The 20,406-nt window shown below is 73.9% G+C and carries 16 protein-coding genes and 2 tRNA genes; 9 read left to right on the plus strand and 9 right to left on the minus strand.

The window, feature by feature from the left end:
• A tRNA-Glu gene (locus HOQ23_RS09005) sits at positions 1-73 on the minus strand.
• Positions 74-315: 242 nt separating this feature from the next.
• Here HOQ23_RS09005 and HOQ23_RS09010 point away from each other — a divergent pair.
• Positions 316-392 (plus strand) — tRNA-Phe (locus HOQ23_RS09010).
• A 108-nt stretch (positions 393-500) separates the two neighbouring features.
• Here HOQ23_RS09010 and HOQ23_RS09015 read toward each other — a convergent pair.
• Positions 501-1,154 carry a GTPase domain-containing protein gene (locus HOQ23_RS09015; protein ID WP_216653971.1) on the minus strand — a complete coding sequence of 218 codons (654 nt, stop codon included), beginning with the start codon at positions 1,152-1,154 and terminating at the stop codon, positions 501-503.
• A gap of 201 nt (positions 1,155-1,355) precedes the next feature.
• On the opposite strand from HOQ23_RS09015, the gene HOQ23_RS09020 reads away from it, so the two are divergent.
• On the plus strand, positions 1,356-2,135 hold the full coding sequence (locus HOQ23_RS09020) for an SDR family oxidoreductase (RefSeq protein WP_172213957.1): 780 nt from the start codon (positions 1,356-1,358) through the stop codon (positions 2,133-2,135).
• Positions 2,136-2,253: 118 nt separating this feature from the next.
• Here HOQ23_RS09020 and HOQ23_RS09025 read toward each other — a convergent pair whose 3' ends face one another.
• The gene (locus tag HOQ23_RS09025) at positions 2,254-3,564 is read right to left on the minus strand and encodes an HNH endonuclease signature motif containing protein (RefSeq protein WP_172213959.1); all 1,311 of its coding nucleotides are present in this window, start codon (positions 3,562-3,564) and stop codon (positions 2,254-2,256) included.
• A gap of 180 nt (positions 3,565-3,744) precedes the next feature.
• Here HOQ23_RS09025 and HOQ23_RS09030 point away from each other — a divergent pair, with 180 nt between their 5' ends.
• The 3 genes from HOQ23_RS09030 (at position 3,745) to HOQ23_RS09040 (ending at position 9,516) form a co-directional block, all read left to right on the plus strand.
• Positions 3,745-6,975 carry a response regulator gene (locus HOQ23_RS09030; RefSeq protein WP_172213961.1) on the plus strand — a complete coding sequence of 1,077 codons (3,231 nt, stop codon included), beginning with the start codon at positions 3,745-3,747 and terminating at the stop codon, positions 6,973-6,975.
• Positions 6,972-8,306, plus strand: coding sequence for a hypothetical protein (locus HOQ23_RS09035; RefSeq protein ID WP_172213963.1), 1,335 nt, complete (start codon positions 6,972-6,974; stop codon positions 8,304-8,306). Before HOQ23_RS09030 ends, HOQ23_RS09035 begins: the two co-directional genes overlap by 4 nt.
• Positions 8,307-8,403: 97 nt before the next feature.
• Complete coding sequence (locus tag HOQ23_RS09040; protein ID WP_367650431.1) at positions 8,404-9,516, plus strand: Glu/Leu/Phe/Val dehydrogenase; 1,113 nt, start codon at positions 8,404-8,406, stop codon at positions 9,514-9,516.
• A gap of 135 nt (positions 9,517-9,651) precedes the next feature.
• On the opposite strand, the gene HOQ23_RS09045 is transcribed toward HOQ23_RS09040, so the two are convergent.
• From HOQ23_RS09045 to purF, 3 genes are all read right to left on the minus strand, one after another.
• Positions 9,652-9,840 carry a DUF3073 domain-containing protein gene (locus HOQ23_RS09045; protein ID WP_153325225.1) on the minus strand — a complete coding sequence of 63 codons (189 nt, stop codon included), beginning with the start codon at positions 9,838-9,840 and terminating at the stop codon, positions 9,652-9,654.
• 175 nt (positions 9,841-10,015) lie between these two features.
• Positions 10,016-11,119 carry a phosphoribosylformylglycinamidine cyclo-ligase gene (purM, locus tag HOQ23_RS09050; protein ID WP_172213967.1) on the minus strand — a complete coding sequence of 368 codons (1,104 nt, stop codon included), beginning with the start codon at positions 11,117-11,119 and terminating at the stop codon, positions 10,016-10,018.
• Positions 11,120-11,129: 10 nt separating this feature from the next.
• Positions 11,130-12,692: an amidophosphoribosyltransferase gene (gene purF, locus HOQ23_RS09055; protein WP_172213969.1), complete on the minus strand. Its 1,563-nt coding sequence runs from the start codon at positions 12,690-12,692 to the stop codon at positions 11,130-11,132.
• Between the two features lie 116 nt (positions 12,693-12,808).
• On the opposite strand from purF, the gene HOQ23_RS09060 reads away from it, so the two are divergent.
• Positions 12,809-14,587 (plus strand): cell wall metabolism sensor histidine kinase WalK, encoded by a 1,779-nt coding sequence (locus HOQ23_RS09060; RefSeq protein WP_172213971.1) that lies wholly within the window; start codon positions 12,809-12,811, stop codon positions 14,585-14,587.
• 20 nt (positions 14,588-14,607) lie between these two features.
• Here HOQ23_RS09060 and HOQ23_RS09065 read toward each other — a convergent pair whose 3' ends face one another.
• Together HOQ23_RS09065 and HOQ23_RS09070 are read right to left on the minus strand one after the other, a co-directional pair.
• Positions 14,608-15,954 carry a dipeptidase gene (locus HOQ23_RS09065; RefSeq protein WP_172213973.1) on the minus strand — a complete coding sequence of 449 codons (1,347 nt, stop codon included), beginning with the start codon at positions 15,952-15,954 and terminating at the stop codon, positions 14,608-14,610.
• A gap of 9 nt (positions 15,955-15,963) precedes the next feature.
• Positions 15,964-16,341, minus strand: coding sequence for a sterol carrier family protein (locus tag HOQ23_RS09070; protein ID WP_172213975.1), 378 nt, complete (start codon positions 16,339-16,341; stop codon positions 15,964-15,966).
• A 50-nt stretch (positions 16,342-16,391) separates the two neighbouring features.
• On the opposite strand from HOQ23_RS09070, the gene HOQ23_RS09075 reads away from it, so the two are divergent.
• Entirely contained in the window at positions 16,392-17,534 is a 1,143-nt protein-coding gene (locus HOQ23_RS09075) for a DUF2776 family protein (RefSeq protein WP_216653976.1), read from the plus strand.
• On the opposite strand, the gene HOQ23_RS09080 is transcribed toward HOQ23_RS09075, so the two are convergent.
• On the minus strand, positions 17,483-18,526 hold the full coding sequence (locus tag HOQ23_RS09080; protein ID WP_172213977.1) for a YafY family protein: 1,044 nt from the start codon (positions 18,524-18,526) through the stop codon (positions 17,483-17,485). The two genes, HOQ23_RS09075 and HOQ23_RS09080, sit on opposite strands and share 52 nt — an antisense overlap.
• Positions 18,527-18,587: 61 nt before the next feature.
• On the opposite strand from HOQ23_RS09080, the gene HOQ23_RS09085 reads away from it, so the two are divergent.
• Positions 18,588-19,607: an ATP-binding cassette domain-containing protein gene (locus HOQ23_RS09085; protein ID WP_172213979.1), complete on the plus strand. Its 1,020-nt coding sequence runs from the start codon at positions 18,588-18,590 to the stop codon at positions 19,605-19,607.
• The gene (locus tag HOQ23_RS09090; protein WP_172213981.1) at positions 19,604-20,404 is read left to right on the plus strand and encodes an ABC transporter permease; all 801 of its coding nucleotides are present in this window, start codon (positions 19,604-19,606) and stop codon (positions 20,402-20,404) included. The genes HOQ23_RS09085 and HOQ23_RS09090 overlap by 4 nt, the downstream gene beginning before the upstream one ends.
• Positions 20,405-20,406: the final 2 nt, after the last annotated feature.

Below are 20,406 nucleotides of genomic sequence, written 5' to 3' on the forward strand. Positions count from 1 at the left end.
CACCCCCAACGGGATTCGAACCCGTGCTACCGCCGTGAAAGGGCGGGGTCCTGGGCCGCTAGACGATGGGGGCCAGACACGGAGCAGCATAGAAGACGAGACCCGCCGACCTCCACGCGACACCCGCTGGGCGGACCGCGCCGGGCGTCGGGGAGCCCGGCGGACCGGCCGCACGAAGCCGACCCTGGGTCACCCCGGAGTCGATCCGGGGCCGATGCGGACCCACCCCGAGGCCCATGTATAGTTCTGCGAGTCCGGGACGCTCTCCGAACGTCATCCTGTGCTGGCCGCAGGCGAACGACGGAGCCCGGAGTGGGGCAGGTAGCTCAGTTGGTACGAGCGTCCGCCTGAAAAGTGGAAGGTCGGCGGTTCGACCCCGCCCCTGCCCACCAGCAGCGCAGGTCACGGCCTGCACCGAACGCCCCGCCGGATCCCGGCGGGGCGTTCGCCATTTTCCCGGCGTCGTCCGCGAGATCCCCCGAGGCCCGCGGCCAGTGGGGTCAGCGGTGGCCGGAGAGCTGGCCCATCCGGGTGGCGAGCGCGTCGAGGTAGGCGTCACGCTGAGCCGGGGAGACCGGCCCGCCCGGCTCGACGCGACTGCACACCGGCAGCACGTCGATGGAGAGCTTGGCGGCGCCGGCGAGCGCCCGGAGCTCGTCGAGGCGGTTGCCGAACGGCGTCCCGCTGCCCGGGGAGTAGGCGTGCACGACCTCCTCGACCCGGTCGGGGAACAGGTCGACCTTCGTCACGGCGATCACCAGCCACGTCGGCCGCGGGCGGCGTACCGCCATGGCGGCGATCCGGTGGGCGGTGACCGTCCAGTCCTCCAGCTCGCGGGCGAGCTGCTCGTCGCGGTCGACGGTGACCGCACCGGAGGTGCCGGCGGTACGCCGTCCGGTGGCGTGGCCGTGGGCGACGACGTGGAGCACCCCGTCGACGGGGTCGTCGTGGAACACCTCGTCGAGTGCGCCGAGCCGGGTGGCGGCGTTCTCGCCGGGCACCACCCGGAAGCGGAAGCCCTGCAGCCGGCGGCCACGGCGGACGCGACGCTCCAGCACCGCCGAGCCCGCCTCGGCGACCTCCTCGTCGGGCCGCGGGCGTCCGGCCAGGTGCTCGACGAGCTCGCTCTTGCCGACGCCGGTCATACCGGTCACGGCTACCGTGGGAAAGCGGTGCTGGAAGACCCCGACCACCCGCTCCCGCCCGCGGGCCAGCGACGCCGGCACGGCGCGCAGCCCTCGACGGACATCGGAACGGGCCTGATGACGGGGGTCGACCACGGCGCCAACGTACCGGACAGCACCCCGGCCAGAGTGCTACGTTCGACTAGAATTGATTCTACTTCAGGAGGACCCATGCCCCGTCGAGCCGTCGTCACCGGAAGCGCCTCCGGCATCGGTCAAGCCGTCGCCACCATCCTCCGCGAGCGCGGCGAGGAGGTCATCGGCATCGACCTGCGCGACGCCGAGGTCGTGGGCGACCTGAGCACGCCCGAGGGACGCTCCGCCGCCATCGACGCCGTACGCGAGCGGGCCGGCGGCCAGATCGACTCCGTCGTCACCTGCGCCGGGGTCGCCCAGCCGGGCGAGCTGATGGTGCGCGTGAACTACTTCGGCACCACCGAGGTCGTCGAGGGCCTGCGCCCGCTCCTGGCCGAGTCCTCCGCGCCGCGCGTCGCCGTGGTCGGCTCGATCAGCGGCACCCGCCCGCCCGAGCCCGACGTCCTGGCCGCCTGCCTCGCCGGCGACGAGCCGGCCGCGACCGCCGCGGCCAACGCCGTCCTCCAGGACCCCCGGGCCGCCGCCTCGATCTACCCCGCGACGAAGTCCGCCCTCGCCCAGTGGGCCCGGCGTACCGCCGTCTCCCCCGGCTGGGCCGACGCCGGCATCCCGATCAACGTGGTCGCCCCCGGCGTCGTGCTCACCCCGATGACGACCGAGCTGTTCGAGGACGACGCGATGCGCAAGGTGATGGACCAGGCGGTGCCGATGCCGCTGCACGGCTACGCCAAGCCCGAGGACATCGCCCGCGTGCTGGCCTGGCTCGTCGAGCCGACCACCACCCACATCACCGGCCAGGTCATCTACGTCGACGGCGGCGCCGAGGCCACCCTCCGCCCCGCCGACCGTTTCTGACGCCTGCCGCGGCCGCTGGCCTGCCGGTCGAGCTCAGGTGGCGGTCGTCCCAGCACAGCGGTCCGCCACGCCAGCAGGCGTGCTGGCGTAGTGGCGAGCGTGAGCGGGCGGAGCTCTCCTACGCGTCGGGCGGGTGCGCCGTGAGGAGGCGGGTGGTGCCGTCGGACTTCAGGAGATGCAGGCCGTGCGGGGATCGCCAGAGGTACGTCGCGGGCTCTGTCTTCTCGTAGGTCCAGCCGCTGTGGGTCTTGGCCCGGTGATGTCGCCGGCACAGCGGCGCCAGGTTGCAGGAGCAGGTCGGGCCGCCGTCACCGTGAGCGACGACATGGTCGATGTCGCACCGACGGGCAGTGCGTTCGCACCACGGGAAGGCGCACGTCAGCTGGGTCAGACGGGTCCGCTCGACCAGCCGGTCCGGGACGATGTAGGCGTCGGTGTGGTGGTGGGCCTCGAGGTCGATGACGGGCTTGATGACGACCTGCGCGTCGCCACTGCACCACCCACGGACCTGGTCGGTGGAGACGATGGACCGCGTCTCCTCGATGCTGGCGGTCCCTGCCTCGTCGCGGCTGATCGCGGCGTGGGAGAGGTGGACGTGGATGACGACCTGTCGCGGCTTCACCACCGACGCCGTCCCGTCGCCGGCCTCGGCCATCAGGTCGAGGGTCAGCTGGCGTCGGGCGAGCTCGCCGGCGGCCATGGAGCGGCGCACGTCCAGCGGCTCCTCCGAGCCCAGCGCGGCGAGCTCGGCGGCTCCCTGCCGGATCGCGGCGTCGAGATCGAGCGCATCAGCCAGGTCGAGGGTGCCCTCGACCTGCACGGTGCCATCGAAGTCGGCCGCCCCGGTGTGCACGTCGAAACGACGCCCGTCGGCCGCCTCGCGCCGCTGCTTCTCCGCGCCCTCGGGGTCGAAGGTCACCCGTGCGTGCTCCACCAGCCGCCCGATCGCCGCGAAGCCGACCTTCCCCACCACAGGGGCGAGCTGGCGGTCGACGTAGTCCGCGGCGACCAACGGCAACGTGGTGGTCAGCTGCGCGACCCGGCGGGCCTTCCACACCGGCACCTCACCGGCCTGCACGAGCGCCCAGGTCCGCTTCAACCGGTGGGCCAACTCGAGGGCGTCCCCGATCAGCCCCTTCGCGGAGTCGGTCGAGAGACCGAGCGCGGCGCCCAACTCCATCGGCGCGAACTCCGCCACCAGCGGGGTGCCCTCACCCGCGAGCGGGACGGCGACCTCGGCGAAGATCAGACCGTTGGCCGAGCCTGTCGAGACCTCCTCTGAGACCGACTCCTCGGGGTGCATCGCCGCCCACGCCAGCGCCCCCTGGAGGATCTCCACCTCCGCCCGCTGCACTGCGGCCCGACGTGACTGCACGAACGCCAGCACGGCGGCTGGGGTGTCGCGGTCGGGGAGATCCGGTGAGGCCATGCCTCAGTCTACTCGAACATACGTTCGAGGACAAGGGTGTTTCCCCAGCGCTCTCGGCACTCCCTCCAACGACAGGCTCGACCAACGGTGGGCGCCCGACCACGCTTCCGGGGAAGGGCGGACGCGGGGGCCGGGCGTCAGGGATGATGGGCGCGAGCTGACCGAGTCTGGAGGAGACGCGTGTCCCAGTCCCGGGAGTTGTTCCGCACGATCATCGAGGGCAGCCCTGACGGGCTCTGGCTGATCGACCCGGGCGGCACCACCCGCTACGCCAACGCCGCGATGGGCGCGCTGCTCGGACGCGACGTCGCGGCGATCACCGACCGACCGGCGACCGAGGCGGTGCGCCCCCAGGACGCGGGCGTCCTGCGCATGCACCTCGCGCGCCTCGCGGACACCGACCCCTCCGACCCCGGGGTCGACAACGCCGAGGCGACCGTGACGCGCTCCGACGGCTCGGTGAACTGCTGCCTGATCAGCTGGAGTCCCCTGCACGAGGACGGCGTCCTGCTGGGGTGGCTGCACCGCTTCACGCCGTACGGCGGGCACAGCGAGCTGGCCGCGTCCATGCGCGCGCGGCAGCAGCGCATCGAGAACGCCCGCCAGCTGGCGCGGCTGGCGGCGTGGGAGGGCGACCTCGAGGCGGCGACGGTGTCGGGCACCGACCAGCTGCGCGAGGTCCTCGGCCTCGCGCCCGGCGAGCCGTTCCCGGCCGGCGAGTCCTTCCTCGCCCTGGTCCACCCGGCGGACCGCGACACGGTCCGCGAGGCCTACCGGCGCGTCGTCGCCGGGCGCGAGGAGGTCGACTTCGTCGCCCGCTTCACCCCGCCCGGCGGGCGGACCCGCTGGCTGCACGTGCTCGGGGTCCGCGACCGCAGCGGCCCGCGCACCAGCCCCCGGATGCTGGGCACCGTGCACGACGTCACCGAGACCCACGTCGCCGAGGAGCAGGCCGCGCACGCGGCCCGCCGGCTGCGTCTGCAGCAGCAGGTCTCCTCGATCGCGAACCGCGCGACCACCCTGCGCGAGGCGGTGCGCCTCGCCGGCGCCGGGCTGCAGCACAACGCGCCCGGCTGGACGGCGCTCGCGCTCTACGACACCTCCGGGCCCGAGCCCGAGGTGGTCGAGGTCTTCGCGCCCGGCACCGACCCCGACGTCGACCTGGTGCTCGCCGCCCAGGCCAGGCGTACGGCGGCCGTGGCGACCCGGGTCCACGAGCAGCCCTCCGAGGCGGGTCCGCGCACCGGGACCCTGGTCGCGCTGCCGGTCCTGGTGCGCAGCGAGGTCGTCGGGGTGATCCTCCTGCACACCGACGAGGTCCCGCCCGACGAGGCCTCCCGCACCCTGCTCGCCCAGGTCGGCACCCAGTTCGGCGTCGTGGCGACCCGCGAGCGCGCCGCTCGCGAGCTCGCGAGCGCCCGCGACGAGGCGGTGCAGGCGTCCCGGCTGAAGTCGGAGTTCCTCGCCACGATGACCCACGAGATCCGCACGCCGATGAACGGCGTCGTGGGTCTCACCGAGCTGCTGCTCTCCACCGGTCTCGACGCCCAGCAGCGCCGCCTCGCCGAGGGCCTGCAGGCCGCCGGCCTGGACCTGCTGGCGATCATCAACGACATCCTCGACCTCTCCAAGGTGGAGGCCGGCAAGCTCGAGCTCGAGGTCGCCGACTTCGACGTCCGCGCCGTGCTCGAGCGCACCGCGTCGGTGGTGCGGGGCGCGGCCTACGAGAAGCGCCTGGAGCTGGTGGTCGGCTGCGAGCCGGAGGTGCCGACCCTGCTGTGCGGGGACGCCACCCGCCTCGGCCAGGTGGTGGCCAACCTGGTCTCCAACGCCGTGAAGTTCACCGAGCGCGGCGAGGTCGTGGTCAGCGCGGGGGTCGCGGAGGCCACCGACGAGCACGTCGTGCTGCGCGTCGAGGTGCGCGACACCGGGGTCGGGATCGACGCCGAGGCCCTGGAGACCGTCTTCGACGCGTTCAGCCAGGCCGACCTGTCCACCACCCGCCGCCACGGCGGCACCGGCCTCGGCCTGACGATCTCCCACCAGCTCGTCGAGGCGATGGGCGGCACCATCACGGTGTCCTCGCGCCCCGGCGTCGGGAGCACCTTCATCTTCACCGCGCGGCTGGAGCGTGCCTCGGCGGCGTACTCCCCCGAGGCGACCGCGGCGCTGCGCGGGCGCCGGGCGCTGGTCGTCGTCGCCAACGCCTCGGCCCGCGCCGCGATGGTCGCCCAGCTGCGGGGCTGGGGCCTGGAGGTCGGCACCGCCCCGGACGCCGAGCACGCCCTCTCCCTGCTGCACCACGCGGTCCGCAACGCCGCGCCGTACGACGTGGCGCTGGTCGACGCCGCCCTGCCGGTCACCGACGGGGTCGAGCTGGCCCGGCGGGTCACCGAGCACCCCGGCCTGACCGGGCTGTCGGTGGTGCTGCTGAGCGCCGACCCGCTGTGGTTCCGCGAGACCGCCGACACCGCCGGCGGGGTGGCCCACGTGCTCGGCAAGCCGGTGCCGCACGCCGAGCTCCGCGAGACCCTGCTGGCCCAGCTGGGCGACGGCACGGACGCGGCCCCGGAGCCGGGCGACGAGGCAGAGTCCGGCGAGCAGGGCGGCGCAGCGCCCGCCCGCCGGCTGGACGCCTCGGTGCTCGTCGTCGAGGACAACCTCGTCAACCAGATGGTCGCCACCGGCATCCTGGAGAACCTCGGCGCCCGGGTGCAGGTCGTCGAGGACGGCCTGGCCGCCGTGGCCGCGCTGGCCGGCGACCACGGCTTCGACGCCGTGCTGATGGACTGCCGGATGCCGGTGATGGACGGCTTCGACGCGACCCGCACGGTGCGCGCCACCGAGGCCCCGGGCCGGCGGGTCCCGATCATCGCGATGACCGCCTCCGCCATCGAGGGCGAGCGGGAGCGCTGCCTGGCCGCCGGGATGGACGACTTCGTGACCAAGCCGGTCGACCCCGCCCAGCTGGAGCGGCTGCTGCGCCGCTGGACCGTCGACGGCTCCCCCCTCGCCACGACCGGTGAGACGGGGGCCGAGACCGGGCACGGCGGGCCGCGGGCCGGCGCGCCGGTGCTCGACCCGGCGCGGGTGCGGATGCTCGACGAGCTGGAGAAGGACGGGGTCAGCTTCTTCGACCGCACCGCGCGCTCGTTCATGAGCCGCATCGAGGAGCAGCTGGCCGCGATCTGCGAGGCCATCGACTCCGGGGAGGCGATGCGCACCTTCACCACCGCCCACCTGGTCAAGGGCAGCGCCCTCAACCTCGGTCTCCCGCGGGTGGCCGCGGCCGCGGCACGCATCGAGTCGCGCGCCGACGGCGGTGCGACGACCGGCTACGAGGCGCTCGTGGACACCCTGCGCCACGAGATCGACCTCGCGGTCAGCGTCCTCGCGGACGCGGTGCGGTGAGCCTCACCGACGTCCGCCTCGAGGTCGTGGCCCGCCACCGGCCGGTGGCGCTGGTGCAGGACGCGCTGGCCGACGGCGCGGCCGCGGCACCGTACGTCGCGGTCGAGGCGGCTCCCTCGCCCGACGGCGCCCTCGAGGTGCACCTCGAGGGCCGCGACGTGACCCTGACCGCCCGGCTCGACGCGGGCGCCGGCCCGCACGGACGGGTCTCCCTGACCGCGCGGGTCCGCGGCCGCGAGGTGCGGCGCTCGGCACGCGCGAGGCTCGGGGCGCTGCGCGGTCGCCACGGCGCCCTCGCCCGCCCCGACTCCCCCGTCGAGGCGCTCGGCCTCGCCCTCACCGGCACCCACGTCAGCGCGATGACCCGCGGCGCGGACGGCTGGACCGCCCGCGCCCGCCTCGACCTCGCCGGGCACCTCGACACCCGCGACGAGGCCTGGCTGGCCACCCTCGGCGCCTCGAGCAGCACCGGGGCGCACCGCTGGGGCCGCTACGGGCAGCTGGGCCTGCGCGACCTGCGCCTGGCCACCCACGCCGAGGGCACGCCGTACCTCCTGGACGACGGGCGGCTGCTGCTCACCGCGACCAGCGCCGGGCCCGGGTTCTTCGACACCGCGCACACCTCGGTGTGGGCGCTCGACCCGGTCACCCACGCGCTGAGCCACCGCGGCGACCTGTTCTTCCGCCGTCCCGACACCCCCGGGGTCTTCGGCGACCACGCCTGCCACCTGGTGCGCGACGGCGGGCGCTGGCTGCTCGCGACCAGCACCTGGGGCGACTTCGACACCTCCCGCCCGATGCGGATCACGCTGGCGCAGACCACGGCCGACCTCACCGCCGGCCAGCACGTGCTCGACACCCGGCCGCTGGACGTGCCGACCACCGGTGTGCGCGCGGTCGGCGTCTGGGACCCCCACCTGGTCCGCGACGGGGGCCGCTGGCTGGTGGGCTACGTCGTGGCGACCCGCTACTTCCGCTTCGGCCCCGCCCTGGCGACCGGCCCGGACCTCGACACGCTGACCCTGCGCGCGGTCGACACCGCCTCGCAGGAGTGCGAGGGCACCACCGTGCTGCGCGACCCCGGCGCCGGCGACGCGTGGCGGGTGCTGGCCAGCAGCAAGGACCGGCAGGCCTACCCGGTCTGCGACCTCGACCTGACCCGGCTCGGCGACCTCCCCGCGCCGTACCCCACGAACATCCCGTGGCCGACCCTCGCCCGCACCGGCGACGGGTGGTTGCTGGCCACCTTCGACGGCACGCAGCAGGGCGGGCGGCTGGCCGGCTACGGCACCCACGGCGACGTCGTGGTGATGCGGTCCGTCGCGCACTGAGCGCCCCGCCTAGGCTGGGCGTGACCCGCACCACACCCGCGGGTCGCCCCCGCCGCCCACCCATGGCGGCCCGACAGGACGGACAGCACCCATGCCCGTGAGCAGCACCCCCGACGTCCCGGCCACCGACGTCTTCGAGCTCGGCGCCCAGCACGAGCAGGTCGTCTTCGCCCACGACCCCGCCAGCGGCCTGCGCGCCATCGTCGCGATCCACTCCACCGCCCTGGGGCCCGCCCTCGGCGGCACCCGCTTCCACCCCTACGCCTCCACCGACGAGGCGCTGCGCGACGTGCTCGACCTCTCCCGCGGGATGACCTACAAGGCGGCCCTCGCCGGGCTCGACCTCGGCGGCGGCAAGGGCGTGATCGTGGGCGACCCGCGCACGGAGCGCTCCGAGGCGCTGTTCCGCGCCTACGGCCGCTTCGTGCAGTCCCTCGGCGGGCGCTACGTCACCGCCTGCGACGTCGGCACCGACAGCGCCGACATGGACGACGTGGCCCGCGAGACCCGGCACGTGAGCGGGCTCAGCACCGAGCACGGCGGCGCCGGCGACAGCTCCGTGCTGACTGCGTACGGCGTGCACCGCGGCATGCTGGCCGCGGTCGAGCGCGCCTGGGGCACGGCGCCGGAGCCGGGCGCGCTCGAGGGGCGCACCGTCGGCGTGGCCGGGGTCGGCAAGGTCGGGCGCCACCTGGTCGCGCTGCTGCTCGAGGACGGCGCCGACGTCGTGGTCACCGATGTCTCCCCCGACGCGCTCGACCGGGTGCGCCAGGAGCACCCGCAGGTGCGCGTCGTCGGCTCCACCGAGGAGCTCGTGGCGGCACCGCTCGACGTCTACGCGCCGTGCGCGCTCGGCGGCGCGCTGACCCCGGAGGTCGTCGAGGTGCTGCGGGCGCGCGTCGTCTGCGGCGCGGCCAACAACCAGCTCGCCCGCCCAGGGGTCGAGAAGGAGCTCACCGACCGCGGGATCGTCTACGCGCCCGACTACTGCGTGAACGCCGGCGGGCTGATCCAGGTCGCGGACGCCCTGGACCCGTCGGGGTTCTCCTTCGAACGCGCCCGGCTCCGGGCAGGCGGCATCCTCGACACCACCCGCCGCATCCTCGAGCGCGCCGCACGCGACGGCGTACCGACCGCGACCGCGGCGGACCGGGTCGCCGAGACCCGGATCCGCGACGTCGGTCGACTGCGCGGGATCTGGGTCGGCTGAGACCGCACCGTCCCCGAAGGCCGGTGGGCCACGCGGGACCCGGCGAACAACACCGTGCCGTCAGGCGATGCCTGGCGGCACGGTGGAGGTCGTCAGATGCGGTTCAAACCTCGTGCTGACACCATCGACGCGGCGTCAGTCGCGGTGCGGTTCGGAGTAGTCTGCCCACTTCTCCAGGACCTCGGGATCCACCGGGTCCTCGGTGTGGTTCTTCTCACCGCCGTGCAGCTCTTGGGCCAACTTCCCGAAGTCCGTCTCGTGAGTGCGGTACTTCAGGTCGCGGGCGACCTTCGTCTGCTTGGCCTTTGCTCGGCCGCGCCCCATAGGGTCAGCCCCCTCGCACCTCGGCCGGGGCACTGCGGCTCCCGGGCTGTCCTCAGAAATATCTCGTGAGGGCAACGCTACCTGCTGGCCGATGTTCCTGCACGTCCGGACCGCCCTTCGGCTTCTGCCGTGGGCGAACACCGCCTCCCGGAGGGCCCTCGCGGGCCCCGTCGGGTCAGCTCCAGCCGGGGTGCTGGCCGATGAGCCTCACCCGTCCTCCGTCGGTCTCCGAGGCGCTGACCTCGCCCGCGACCCAGGCGTGGATGCCGAAGCCGGCGAGCACCCGGATCGCCTCGCCGACGTCCTCGGGGTGGGTCAGCGAGACCATCCCGACGCCGCAGTTGAGGGTCATCTCGAGGTCGGCCTGCGAGAGGCTCCCGACGCGGCGCACCACGTCGAAGATCGGCTGCGGGGTCCAGGAGGCCCGGTCCAGCGTCGCGGTCAGCTCGGCGGGCATGACCCGCTCCAGGTTGGCCGCGAGGCCGCCACCGGTCACGTGGGACATCGCGTGGGTGCGGGTGCGCCGGGCGAGCTCCAGGCACGCCTTGGCGTAGATCCGGGTCGGAACGAGCAGCTCGGCACCGAGGGTGCCGCCGAGCTCCTCGACCTCGCGGTCCAGCGCCCAGCCGGCCTGCTCGAGCAGCACGTGACGCACCAGGGAGTAGCCGTTGGAGTGCAGGCCGCTGGCGGCCATCGCGATCACCACGTCGCCGGGGCGGACCCGGCCGGGGCCGAGCAGGTCGTCGGCCTCGACGACGCCCGTGGTCGCGCCGGCCACGTCGTACTCGTCGGGGGCCAGCAGGCCCGGGTGCTCCGCGGTCTCGCCGCCGACCAGCGCGCAGCCGGCCTCGACGCACGCCTCGGCGATGCCCTTGACGATCGCCGCGATCCGCTCGGGCACGACCCGGCCGGTGGCGATGTAGTCGGTCATGAACAGCGGCTCGGCGCCGCACACGACGAGGTCGTCGACGACCATGCCGACCAGGTCGAAGCCGATCGTGTCGTGCACGTCCATGGCCTGCGCGATCGCGACCTTGGTGCCGACGCCGTCGGTGGAGGTGGCCAGCAGCGGGCGCTTGTACTTCGTGAGCGCGGAGGCGTCGAAGAGCCCGGCGAAGCCGCCCAGGCCACCGATCATCTCCGGGCGGCGGGCCTTCTCGACCCAGCCCTTCATCAGGTCGATCGCGCGGTCGGCGGCCTCGATGTCGACGCCGGCGGCGGCGTAGGCGTTCGCGGCGCTGTTCTGACCGGCAGAGGTGCCAGTGGGGGTCTCGGTCACGGGGTCGTCCTCACGGGTTGTTCAGCACGGGCAGCGCCTTGCCCATGGTCGGGGAGGTGAGCGTCGCCTCGAGCAGGTGCTTGCCGAGCTGACTCTCGTCGGGGAGCGGCACGGGGTACTCCCCCGTGAAGCAGGCCTGGCACAGCTGCTCGGCCGGCTGCTTGGTGGCCTCGATCATCCCGTCGAGGGAGATGTAGCCGAGGCTGTCGGCGCCGACGCTGTGGGCGATCTCCTCGACGTCGATGCCGTTGGCGATCAGCTCCGCGCGGGTCGCGAAGTCGATGCCGTAGAAGCACGGCCACTTCACCGGGGGGCTGGAGATGCGCACGTGCACCTCGAGGGCGCCCGCCTCGCGCAGCATCCGCACCTGGGCGCGCTGGGTGTTGCCGCGCACGATGGAGTCGTCGACCACCACGATGCGCTTGCCGCGGATCATGTGATCGAGGGCGTTGAGCTTGAGCCGGATGCCGAGCTGGCGCAGGGTCTGGCTGGGCTGGATGAACGTGCGCCCGACGTAGGCGTTCTTGACGAAGCCCTGACCAAACGGGATGCCGCTCTCCTCGGCGTACCCGGCGGCGGCCGGCGTACCGGACTCCGGCACGGGCATCACCAGGTCGGCGTCGACCGGGAACTCGCGGGCCAGCTGGCGGCCCATCTCGACACGGGCCTCGTGGACGCTGCGTCCGCTGATGGTGGCGTCGGGGCGGGCGAGATAGACGTACTCGAAGACGCAGCCCTTGCGGTCGGGCTCGGCGAACTTGTGCGAGCGCAGGCCCTGGTCGTCGATGACGATCATCTCGCCGGGCTCGACCTCGCGCACGACGCTGGCGCCGATGGTGGCCAGCGCGGCGCTCTCCGAGGCCACCACCCAGCCGCGCTCGAGGCGGCCGAGGACCAGCGGGCGGATGCCCTGGGGGTCGCGGGCGGCGTAGAGGGTGTCCTCGTTCATCCACACGAAGCAGTACGCCCCGCGCAGCATCGGCAGCACCTCCAGCGCACGCTCCTCGAGCGTGCCGTCCGGGTGGTGCGCCATCAGCGCGGTGACCAGGCTGGTGTCGTTGGTGGCCTCGCCCTGCGGACGCTGGAGGTCCAGCTCGTCGGCGGGGCCCGGCAGCGCGGCGACCAGCTCGCGCAGCTCGTGGGTGTTGATCAGGTTGCCGTTGTGGCCCAGCGCGATCGAGCCGTGCCCGGTCGGGCGGAACGTCGGCTGCGCGTTCTCCCAGGTGCTGGCACCGGTGGTGGAGTAGCGCGAGTGGCCGATCGCGAGGTGGCCGCGCAGCGAGCTGAGCGTCGACTCGTCGAAGACCTGCGAGACCAGACCCATGTCCTTGTAGACCAGGATCTGGCGGCCGTTGCTGACCGCGATGCCGGCCGACTCCTGACCGCGGTGCTGGAGGGCGTAGAGACCGAAGTAGGTCAGCTTGGCCACGTCTTCCCCCGGGGCCCAGACACCGAAGACGCCGCAGGCGTCCTGGGGTCCCTGGTCCTGCGGGTCGAGCGCATGGGTGAGGCGGCCGTCGCCGCCCCGCCGACCAGCACTGGAAGAACTGCCACTGCTGCTGAGGAAGGGCACGGCCCCAGTCTAGGGCGTGATCGCCCCATACCTCGCCCCGGCAACCCTGCTGGACTACCAGACAGCCCGGGGCACCCGCCGTAGGCTGTGCCGGCCCCTACCCGACCTGAGGGACCATGACCACCTCGCAGCACCCGCCGGCCTCCGACCCGACCCACCTGACCGCTCCGTCGCGCGACGCGTTGCAGCTGATCGCCGAGGGGGTCACCCAGGTGGCCGGGTTCGGCGTCGCCGCGATCAGCGTCGCGCGCGACGACTGCACCATGCAGGTGGTGGCGGTCGCCGGCAGCGAGGAGGCGCGCCGGTCGCTGGAGGGCGCGCGCACCCCCATCATCACGCTGATGGAGGAGATCGCGGTCGCCGACGACTGGGGCCTGCTGAAGTTCGTGCCCCACGAGCGCCTCGACCTCCCCGACGGCGAGTGGGGCTGGGTGCCGGACATCGAGCCGATCGACGCCCCCGATGCCTGGCACCCTCTGGACCTCCTGGTCGCGCCGCTGAGCGACGCCGACGGCGTGCTGCGCGGCATGCTCACCATGGACCTGCCCACGGACGGCCGCCGGCCGGGCGCCCAGCAGCGCCGGATGCTCCAGGTGTACGCCGAGCAGGCCGGGCGCGCCGTGGTGACCGCGCTCGAGCGCGAGGCGCTGGCCGAGCAGGTCCGCCTCGCCGAGGCCGCGCGCGCGGTGATCCGCCACGCCTCCAGCCACCTGGCCCTCGAGGACGTGCTGGGCGAGTGCCAGGCCGCGCTCGCGCAGGGCTTCCGTGCCGGGGGCGTGTGGGTGCAGACCTTCGGCGAGGAGCACCAGCGCTCCGCCGCGTTGTACGCCGCGCACCACGACGTACCCGAGATGGACCCGGAGGTGAGCGCGCTCGCCGAGGCGGTGGCCCACCGTTCCTGGGACGCCCAGCGCGCGTTCGTCTTCAGCGTCGCCCACCCCGACCCCGTGGGACTGCTCGAGCTCAGCGCCGAGCAGCGCCGGCTGGTCACGGACTTCCTCGAGCGGATCGGGGTCGGCAGCCTGCTCTTCGTGCCGCTGGGTGCCGGACGCGACTGCGTCGGCAACCTGGTGCTCACCCGGCCCGTGGGCGACCGCGGCTGGACGGAGACCGAGGCGGCCGCCGCCCTCGACGTCGGCCACGACCTGGGGCGGGCGGTGCTCAACGCCCGCACCTTCGAGCGCGAGCACCTGCTCGTGCAGGAGCTGCAGACCCTCGACGGCTACAAGAGCCAGCTGATCGCGACGGTCTCCCACGAGCTGAAGAACCCCCTCACCACGGTCCTCGGGCACCTGGAGATCCTCGAGTCGGTCGACGTGGCGCCGCCGGTCCGCACCTCGCTCTCGGCGATGGAGCGCGGAGCGCGGCGCCTGGCCCGAGTCGCCGACGACCTGCTGCTGCTCGCGCGGATGGACGACCCGACGAACACGGTGCAGCGCCGGGCGGTCGACCTGCGCTCCGTCGTCGACGACGTCGTCGACCTCAACGCCGTCTCCGCCTCGATGCGCGAGCTCACCGTCCGCGTCGAGGCACCGAACGGTCGGGTGGTCGCGATGGGCGACCCCGACGAGCTCGACCGGGTGCTGACCAACCTGCTGAGCAACGCGGTGAAGTACTCCCCCGACGGCGGCACCATCGTGGTCAACCTCGACCGCCACGCCGACGAGGTCGTGCTGACCTGCTCCGACGAGGGCCTGGGCATCTCCGAGGACGACCAGGAGCAGCTGTTCACCGAGTTCTTCCGCTCCAGCAACCCGGAGGCGGTCGCCCAGCCCGGCACCGGGCTGGGCCTGGCCATCGTGCAGCGGATCGTGCGCCGTCACGGTGGCCGGATCGAGGTCGAGTCCGAGCTGGGCCGGGGCAGCACCTTCCGGGTCCTGCTGCCCGCCGCCTGAGCGCCAGCGAGCCGCCCGGCTCAGCCCTGGGCGAGGTTGCGCAGCAGCAGCGCCTCGGCCAGCACGACCCGCTCGAACTCCTTGAGGTGCAGGCCCTCGTTGGCGCCGTGGGCGCGGGTGTCGGGGTCCTCCACGCCGGTGACCAGCACGCTGGCCTCCGGGAAGGTCTCGAGGAACTCCGCGATGAACGGGATCGACCCGCCGACGCCCATGTCGACCGGCGAGGTGCCGTCCCACGCCTCGGTGAACGCCGCGCGCGCCGCGTCGTACGCCGGGCCGGTGGCGTCGATCGCCGTGGCCTCGCCGGTGTCGACGACGGTGAAGGTGAGCTCGGCGCCCCACGGGGTGTGCTGCTCGCAGTGGCGGCGCAGGCACTCCACGGCGTTGGCGGCGTTGTCGCCCGGGGCGATGCGCAGCGAGACCTTGGCGCGCGCGGAGGCGACCAGGGTGTTGCTGGCGCCGTCGACCTTGGGCGCGTCGAGGCCGGTGATCGAGAGCGCCGGCTGGGTCCACAGCCGCTCCACGACCGGGCCGGAGCCGATCCACTCCACGCCGGGGTTCACGCCGGACTCGGCGCGCAGGCGCTCCTCGGGGTACTCCACGTCGGCGGCCGGTCCGCTGTGCAGGCCCTCGATGAGCAGGTTGCCGGCGTCGTCGTGGAAGGAGGCGATCAGCCGGCTCAGGGTGATCAGCGCGTCGGGCACCAGGCCGCCCCACATGCCGGAGTGCACGGCGTGGGTGAGCGTGCGGACCTCGATGTCGGCCCGCACCAGGCCGCGCAGGCTGGTGGTGAGCGCCGGGACGCCGATGTCCCAGTTGCCGGAGTCGGCGATCACGATGACGTCGGCGGCGAGCCGGTCGCGGTGGCGGCGCAGCAGCTCGGGGAGGGTGTCGGAGCCGACCTCCTCCTCACCCTCGATGAACATCGTGACGCTCACCGGCAGGTCGTCGCCGAACACACGCAGCGCGCCGAGGTGGGCCGCGATGCCGGCCTTGTCGTCGGCGGCGCCGCGGGCGTAGAGCCGCTCGCCGCGCTCGGTGGGCTCGAACGGCGGGGAGTCCCACTCGCCGTGGTCGTTCTCGGGCTGCACGTCGTGGTGGGCGTAGAGCAGGACCGTCGGCGCGCCCTCCGGCCCGGCCTTGTGGGCGATGACGGCCGGCGCGCCGCCGTCCTCGCGCGCACTGACGATGTCGACGCTGTCGAAGTTCTCGGCCCGGAACAGCGCGGCCACGGCCTCGGCGCTGCGCTGCACCTCGGCGGCGCGCGCGGGGTCGGCGCTGACCGACTCGATGCGGACGAGGTCCTCGAGGTCCTGGCGGATCCCGGGGAGGAGCTGCTGGACCCTGGCGTGGATGTCGAGACTCATGGATCCAACCTAAGCCTCCTCGCCCGGGCGTCCCAGCGGGAGGTACGCCGTGAGGTCGGCCCGCTGGCCGCTGGCCCGGAGCCGTCCGGCCGCGTCGGCCTCGGCCCAGGTGAGCTCCCCGCTCGCCAGCGCGATCCAGGTCGGCGCGTCGGTCTCCACCACTGCCGGGGGCGTGCCGCGGGTGTGGCGGACGCCGGGGATGACCTGCACCGCGGCGTACGGCGGGACGCGGACCTCCACGGAGTGGCCGGGCGCGCGCTCCTCGAGGACCGCGAGGAAGTGCTTGACCAGCAGGCGCAGGTCGGCCTTGTCGGCCTCCCCCGCACGCACCCTGGCCAGGGCGGCGTCGACCGCGGCGGCGGGGGCGGGCTTCAGTCGGGCGGGCACGGTCCTCAAGCCTAGGGCGCACGGGGCACGTTGACAGCAGCGGTGCGCGCGTGGACTCTGAGAAGGGCACCACCGCGCTCGGGCACTCCCCCGCGTGTCGCTCCGCACCGACGGAAGTGGTCGGCATGAACTACTGGGTGAGCGTCCTGTTCCGGGCGATCCCGCTGGCGATGGCCGCCGTGTGCGTCGGCCTCGGCGTCGACATCTGGACCGCCGCCGACCAGCCCGGCAACGAGGTCGCCGGGCGGGTGGTGACCTTCCTCGCCGCGGTCTGCGTGTGCCTGTTCTGCACCGCCGCGACGATCATCCGCCAGCTCATCCACCGCTTCACCACCCTGGACCGCTGGTGCTACCCGGTCCTGGGCTACCTGACCGCCGTCGGTACGGCGACGTACGGCCTCGTCCTGCTGTGGGGCGCCAGCGCTGCCGGGGCCGATCCCGACTACGTCGCCGGCCACGTGGTCCTGGGCCTGGGCCTGATCAGCGGCTGCGTCGCGACGGTGGCCACGGCCTCGACACGGTTCTCGATGATCCCGGCGAACTCCGCACGGCCGGTCGGTGACCACGAGCGCCCCGCGGGCACCTTCGGCGGGGCGGCGGTCGGGGTGCTGAGCGCGATCCCCGTGGTGCTGGCCGTCGCCGCCTGGGCCGTCGTCGTGGTGAACCTCGCGCAGACGACCACCCCGTCGCGGTTCACCGTCGGCCACGTCGTCGCCGGGATCGCGATGATCTGCACCAGCCTGATCGGGCTGGTGGTGAGCATCGTGCGCCAGATCCAGGACACCTACACCCCGCGCGACCGGATGGTGTGGCCGTGGCTGGTGATCGTCATGGGGACGCTGGCCGTGGTCTGGGGGATCGTGCTGCTCGTGCTCGACACCGAGCCGTACTACCGCACCCCGGGGCTGGTGATGATCGGCCTCGGGCTGGTCTGCTTCAGCATCCTCAGCAAGGTCGGCCTGCTCGCCCTGGTCTGGCGGCGCACCTTCGCGCTGGCGAACCGGGTGCCGCTGCTCCCGGTCCTGACCGCGCTGACCTGCCTGTTCCTGTCGGCGTTCATGTTCCAGGCCGCGGTCACCGACACCAACGTCTTCGTCGCCGCCCGGGTACTCGCGGGCCTCGGCGCGATCTGCTTCTCGCTCTACTCCATCGTCTCGATCCTGGAGAGCGGCACGTCGTCGTCCTCGACGTGACCCGCGGCGGGGCGCGACGGCGGGGCGGCCCGGGCGAACACCCTCGCGGTCCGGGCGACCGCGTCCCGCAGCTCGGGCGGTGACTCCACGACGAAGTCGGCACCGACCTGGGCCAGCACCGTCACCGGCCAGGCGAGGTCGTCGACGCCCATCTCGAGCACGCACGACGCCGACTGCCCCTCGAGCGGCACCGCCCGGCCCCACTGGCCGACGGCGGCGGCGACGTCGGCCGCCAGGGCAGCCACCCGCACGCGTACGGCGTAGCGGTGCGGCATCCCGCGGATGCCGGCCTCGACGAAGGCGACCGCGTCGGGGGCCGGCAGCTCGCGGCGCCGGAACCGCTGCCCGGTCGTGCGGACCTCCGAGATCCGGTCCACCCGGAACGAGCGCCAGTCCTGGCGGTCGCGGTCGTAGGCCACGAGGTACCAACGGCGCCCGAGGGTGACGAGACGGTGCGGCTCGACGCGGCGCTGGCTCGGCTCCGACGTGCGGTCGCCCCGCGCCGCCGGGGTGTAGGTGAGGCCGACCGGCTCCTCGTCGCGGCAGGCCTGGGCCAGCGTGGTGAGGGTGCCGGCGTCGAGCACCGGCGCGCCGCTCCACGGGCCCGGTGACTCGGTCTGGGTGCGCACCGCCTCCATGCGCCGGCGCAGCCGGGGCGGCATCAGCGCGATCACCTTGGTGAGCGCCTGCACCGAGGTCTCCGCCAGCCCGGCCGCGGACCCGGTGGTCGCCTGGCGCAGCCCGATCGCGATCGCGACCGCCTCCTCGTCCTCGAGCAGCAGCGGCGGGAGCGCGCCGCCCGGCTGCAGCTGGTAGCCCCCGTCGACCCCGCGCGTCGCTTCCACTGCGTACCCGAGCTCGCGCAGGCGCTCCACGTCGCGCCGCAGCGTGCGAGGGCTGACCTCGAGGCGGGCCGCGAGCTCGGGTCCCGGCCAGTGGCGGTGGGTCTGCAGCAGCGACAGCAGTCGCAGCATCCGGCTGCTCGTGGACATGCTCCGAGACTAGGTCCCCCAGCGGTCAGGAGCTGACCGCTTTGCTTCCTAGCGTGGCTCCATGACCCAGAACCAGACCCGCCCCTCGGGTGGACCCGTGATCCGCACCCGGGCGCTGACCCGGCACTTCACCCGTCACAAGCGCACCGTCGAGGCCGTGCGCGCCCTCGACCTGGAGGTCGGCGCCGGCGAGCTGGTGGCCTTCCTCGGGCCGAACGGCGCCGGGAAGTCCACCACCCTGCGGATGCTCACCACCCTCCTGCCACCCACCTCCGGCAGCGCCGAGGTCGCCGGCTTCGACGTGGTCACGCAGCGCCGCGACGTACGCCGCAGCATCGGGTACGTCGGGCAGGGCAACGCCGCCGCCCACGCCCAGCGCGGGCGCGACGAGCTGGTCTGCCAGGGCCGCGCCTTCGGGCTCTCCCGTGCCCGGGCGAGGGAACGGGCCAGCGAGCTGCTCCACGACTTCGACCTCACCGAGCAGGCCGATCGTCCGGTCTCCACCCTCTCCGGCGGCCAGCGGCGGCGCCTCGACGTGGCGATCGGGCTGGTGCACGCCCCGCCGCTGATGTTCCTCGACGAGCCGTCGACCGGCCTGGACCCGCAGAACAGGGTGAACCTCCAGGAGCAGGTGCTGCGCCTGCACCGCGAGCACGGCACCACCGTCGTGCTGACCACCCACTACCTCGAGGAGGCCGACTCGATCGCCGACCGGGTGATCGTCATCGACCACGGCTCGGTGATCGCCGACGACACCGCGGCCCGGCTCAAGGCCGGGCTGGGCGACCTGGTCTCCCTCGGTTTCGACTCACCGGACGCGGCGGCGACGGCGGCCGACCGCGCCGCACGCCTCCCCGGCGCCGACGTCACGCTGCGTGACAGCGAGGTGCAGGTGCGCGTCGCCCACGGGCGCGCGCTCGTCCCCGGGCTGGTCGTCGACCTGGCCGGCTCCGGCGCCCCGGTCACCCGGCTCGAGGTGGTCGGCCCGACCCTCGACGACGTCTTCCTCGACCTCACCGGACGCAGCCTGCGCGACGCGGCCGGCGAGCCCACCTCCGCCCCGGAAGGAGCAGCAGCATGAGCACCGCCCTCGAGGTCCCCGTGGCCCGCACCGGCGAGCCCACGACCCGGGCCCCCGGTTTCCTGGCCGACACCTGGAACGTGATGCTGCGCGAGCTGCGGCCGGTCTGGCGCGAGCCGGTGTCGGTGCTCTTCGCGATGGTGCAGCCGCTGGTGTTCCTGGCGCTCTTCGCCCCGCTGCTGCCCGCGGTCGCCGGCGGCTCGGCGCTGCAGTGGTTCGTGCCCGGCATCGTGGCCATGACGGCCCTGATGGGCGCGTCCTTCACCGGTTCCAACCTGACCGCGGAGATCCAGTCGGGCTCCCACGAGCGGCTGCTGGTCTCGCCGCTCTCGCGCTCGGCGCTGCTGGTCGGCCGCGCGCTCAAGGAGGTCGTGCCGCTGCTGATGCAGACCGCGATCATCCTCCTCGTGGTCACCCCGTTCAGCTACGAGCTGCACCTGCCCGGCGTGCTCCTCGGGCTGGTCGTCCTCGCCGGCTTCAGCGTCGGGGTCGGCGCACTGTCCTTCGCCCTCGCCCTGGCCAGCAAGGACCAGGACTGGCTGTTCTGGACCGTCCAGCAGACCGCGATCTTCCCGCTGCTGCTGCTCGCCGGGGTGCTCCTGCCCCTCGAGGGCGCTCCGGGATGGCTGAGGTTCCTCGCCGACCTGAACCCGCTCGCCTACGTCGTCGACGCGGTCCGGACGCTGTTCGCCGGCTCCTTCGACGCCGGCGTCGTCGCGCCGGGCTTCGCCGCGTCCGCCCTCGTTGCCGCGCTCGGCCTGGTCGTCGGCCTGCGGGCGATGAACCGCTCCACCTGAGC

It is taken from the genome of Nocardioides sp. zg-DK7169, from assembly GCF_013155365.1.
In the GTDB taxonomy this organism is placed as follows: domain Bacteria; phylum Actinomycetota; class Actinomycetes; order Propionibacteriales; family Nocardioidaceae; genus Nocardioides.

Bases quoted from the DNA above. Each gene is read 5' to 3' on its own strand.
- HOQ23_RS09020 (WP_172213957.1), top strand. From the start codon at position 1,356: ATGCCCCGTCGAGCCGTCGTCACCGGAAGCGCCTCCGGCATCGGTCAA.
- HOQ23_RS09025 (WP_172213959.1), bottom strand. From the start codon at position 3,564: ATGGCCTCACCGGATCTCCCCGACCGCGACACCCCAGCCGCCGTGCTG.
- HOQ23_RS09045 (WP_153325225.1), bottom strand. From the start codon at position 9,840: ATGGGGCGCGGCCGAGCAAAGGCCAAGCAGACGAAGGTCGCCCGCGAC.
- HOQ23_RS09060 (WP_172213971.1), top strand. From the start codon at position 12,809: ATGACCACCTCGCAGCACCCGCCGGCCTCCGACCCGACCCACCTGACC.
- HOQ23_RS09065 (WP_172213973.1), bottom strand. From the start codon at position 15,954: ATGAGTCTCGACATCCACGCCAGGGTCCAGCAGCTCCTCCCCGGGATC.
- HOQ23_RS09080 (WP_172213977.1), bottom strand. From the start codon at position 18,526: ATGTCCACGAGCAGCCGGATGCTGCGACTGCTGTCGCTGCTGCAGACC.
- HOQ23_RS09085 (WP_172213979.1), top strand. From the start codon at position 18,588: ATGACCCAGAACCAGACCCGCCCCTCGGGTGGACCCGTGATCCGCACC.
- HOQ23_RS09090 (WP_172213981.1), top strand. From the start codon at position 19,604: ATGAGCACCGCCCTCGAGGTCCCCGTGGCCCGCACCGGCGAGCCCACG.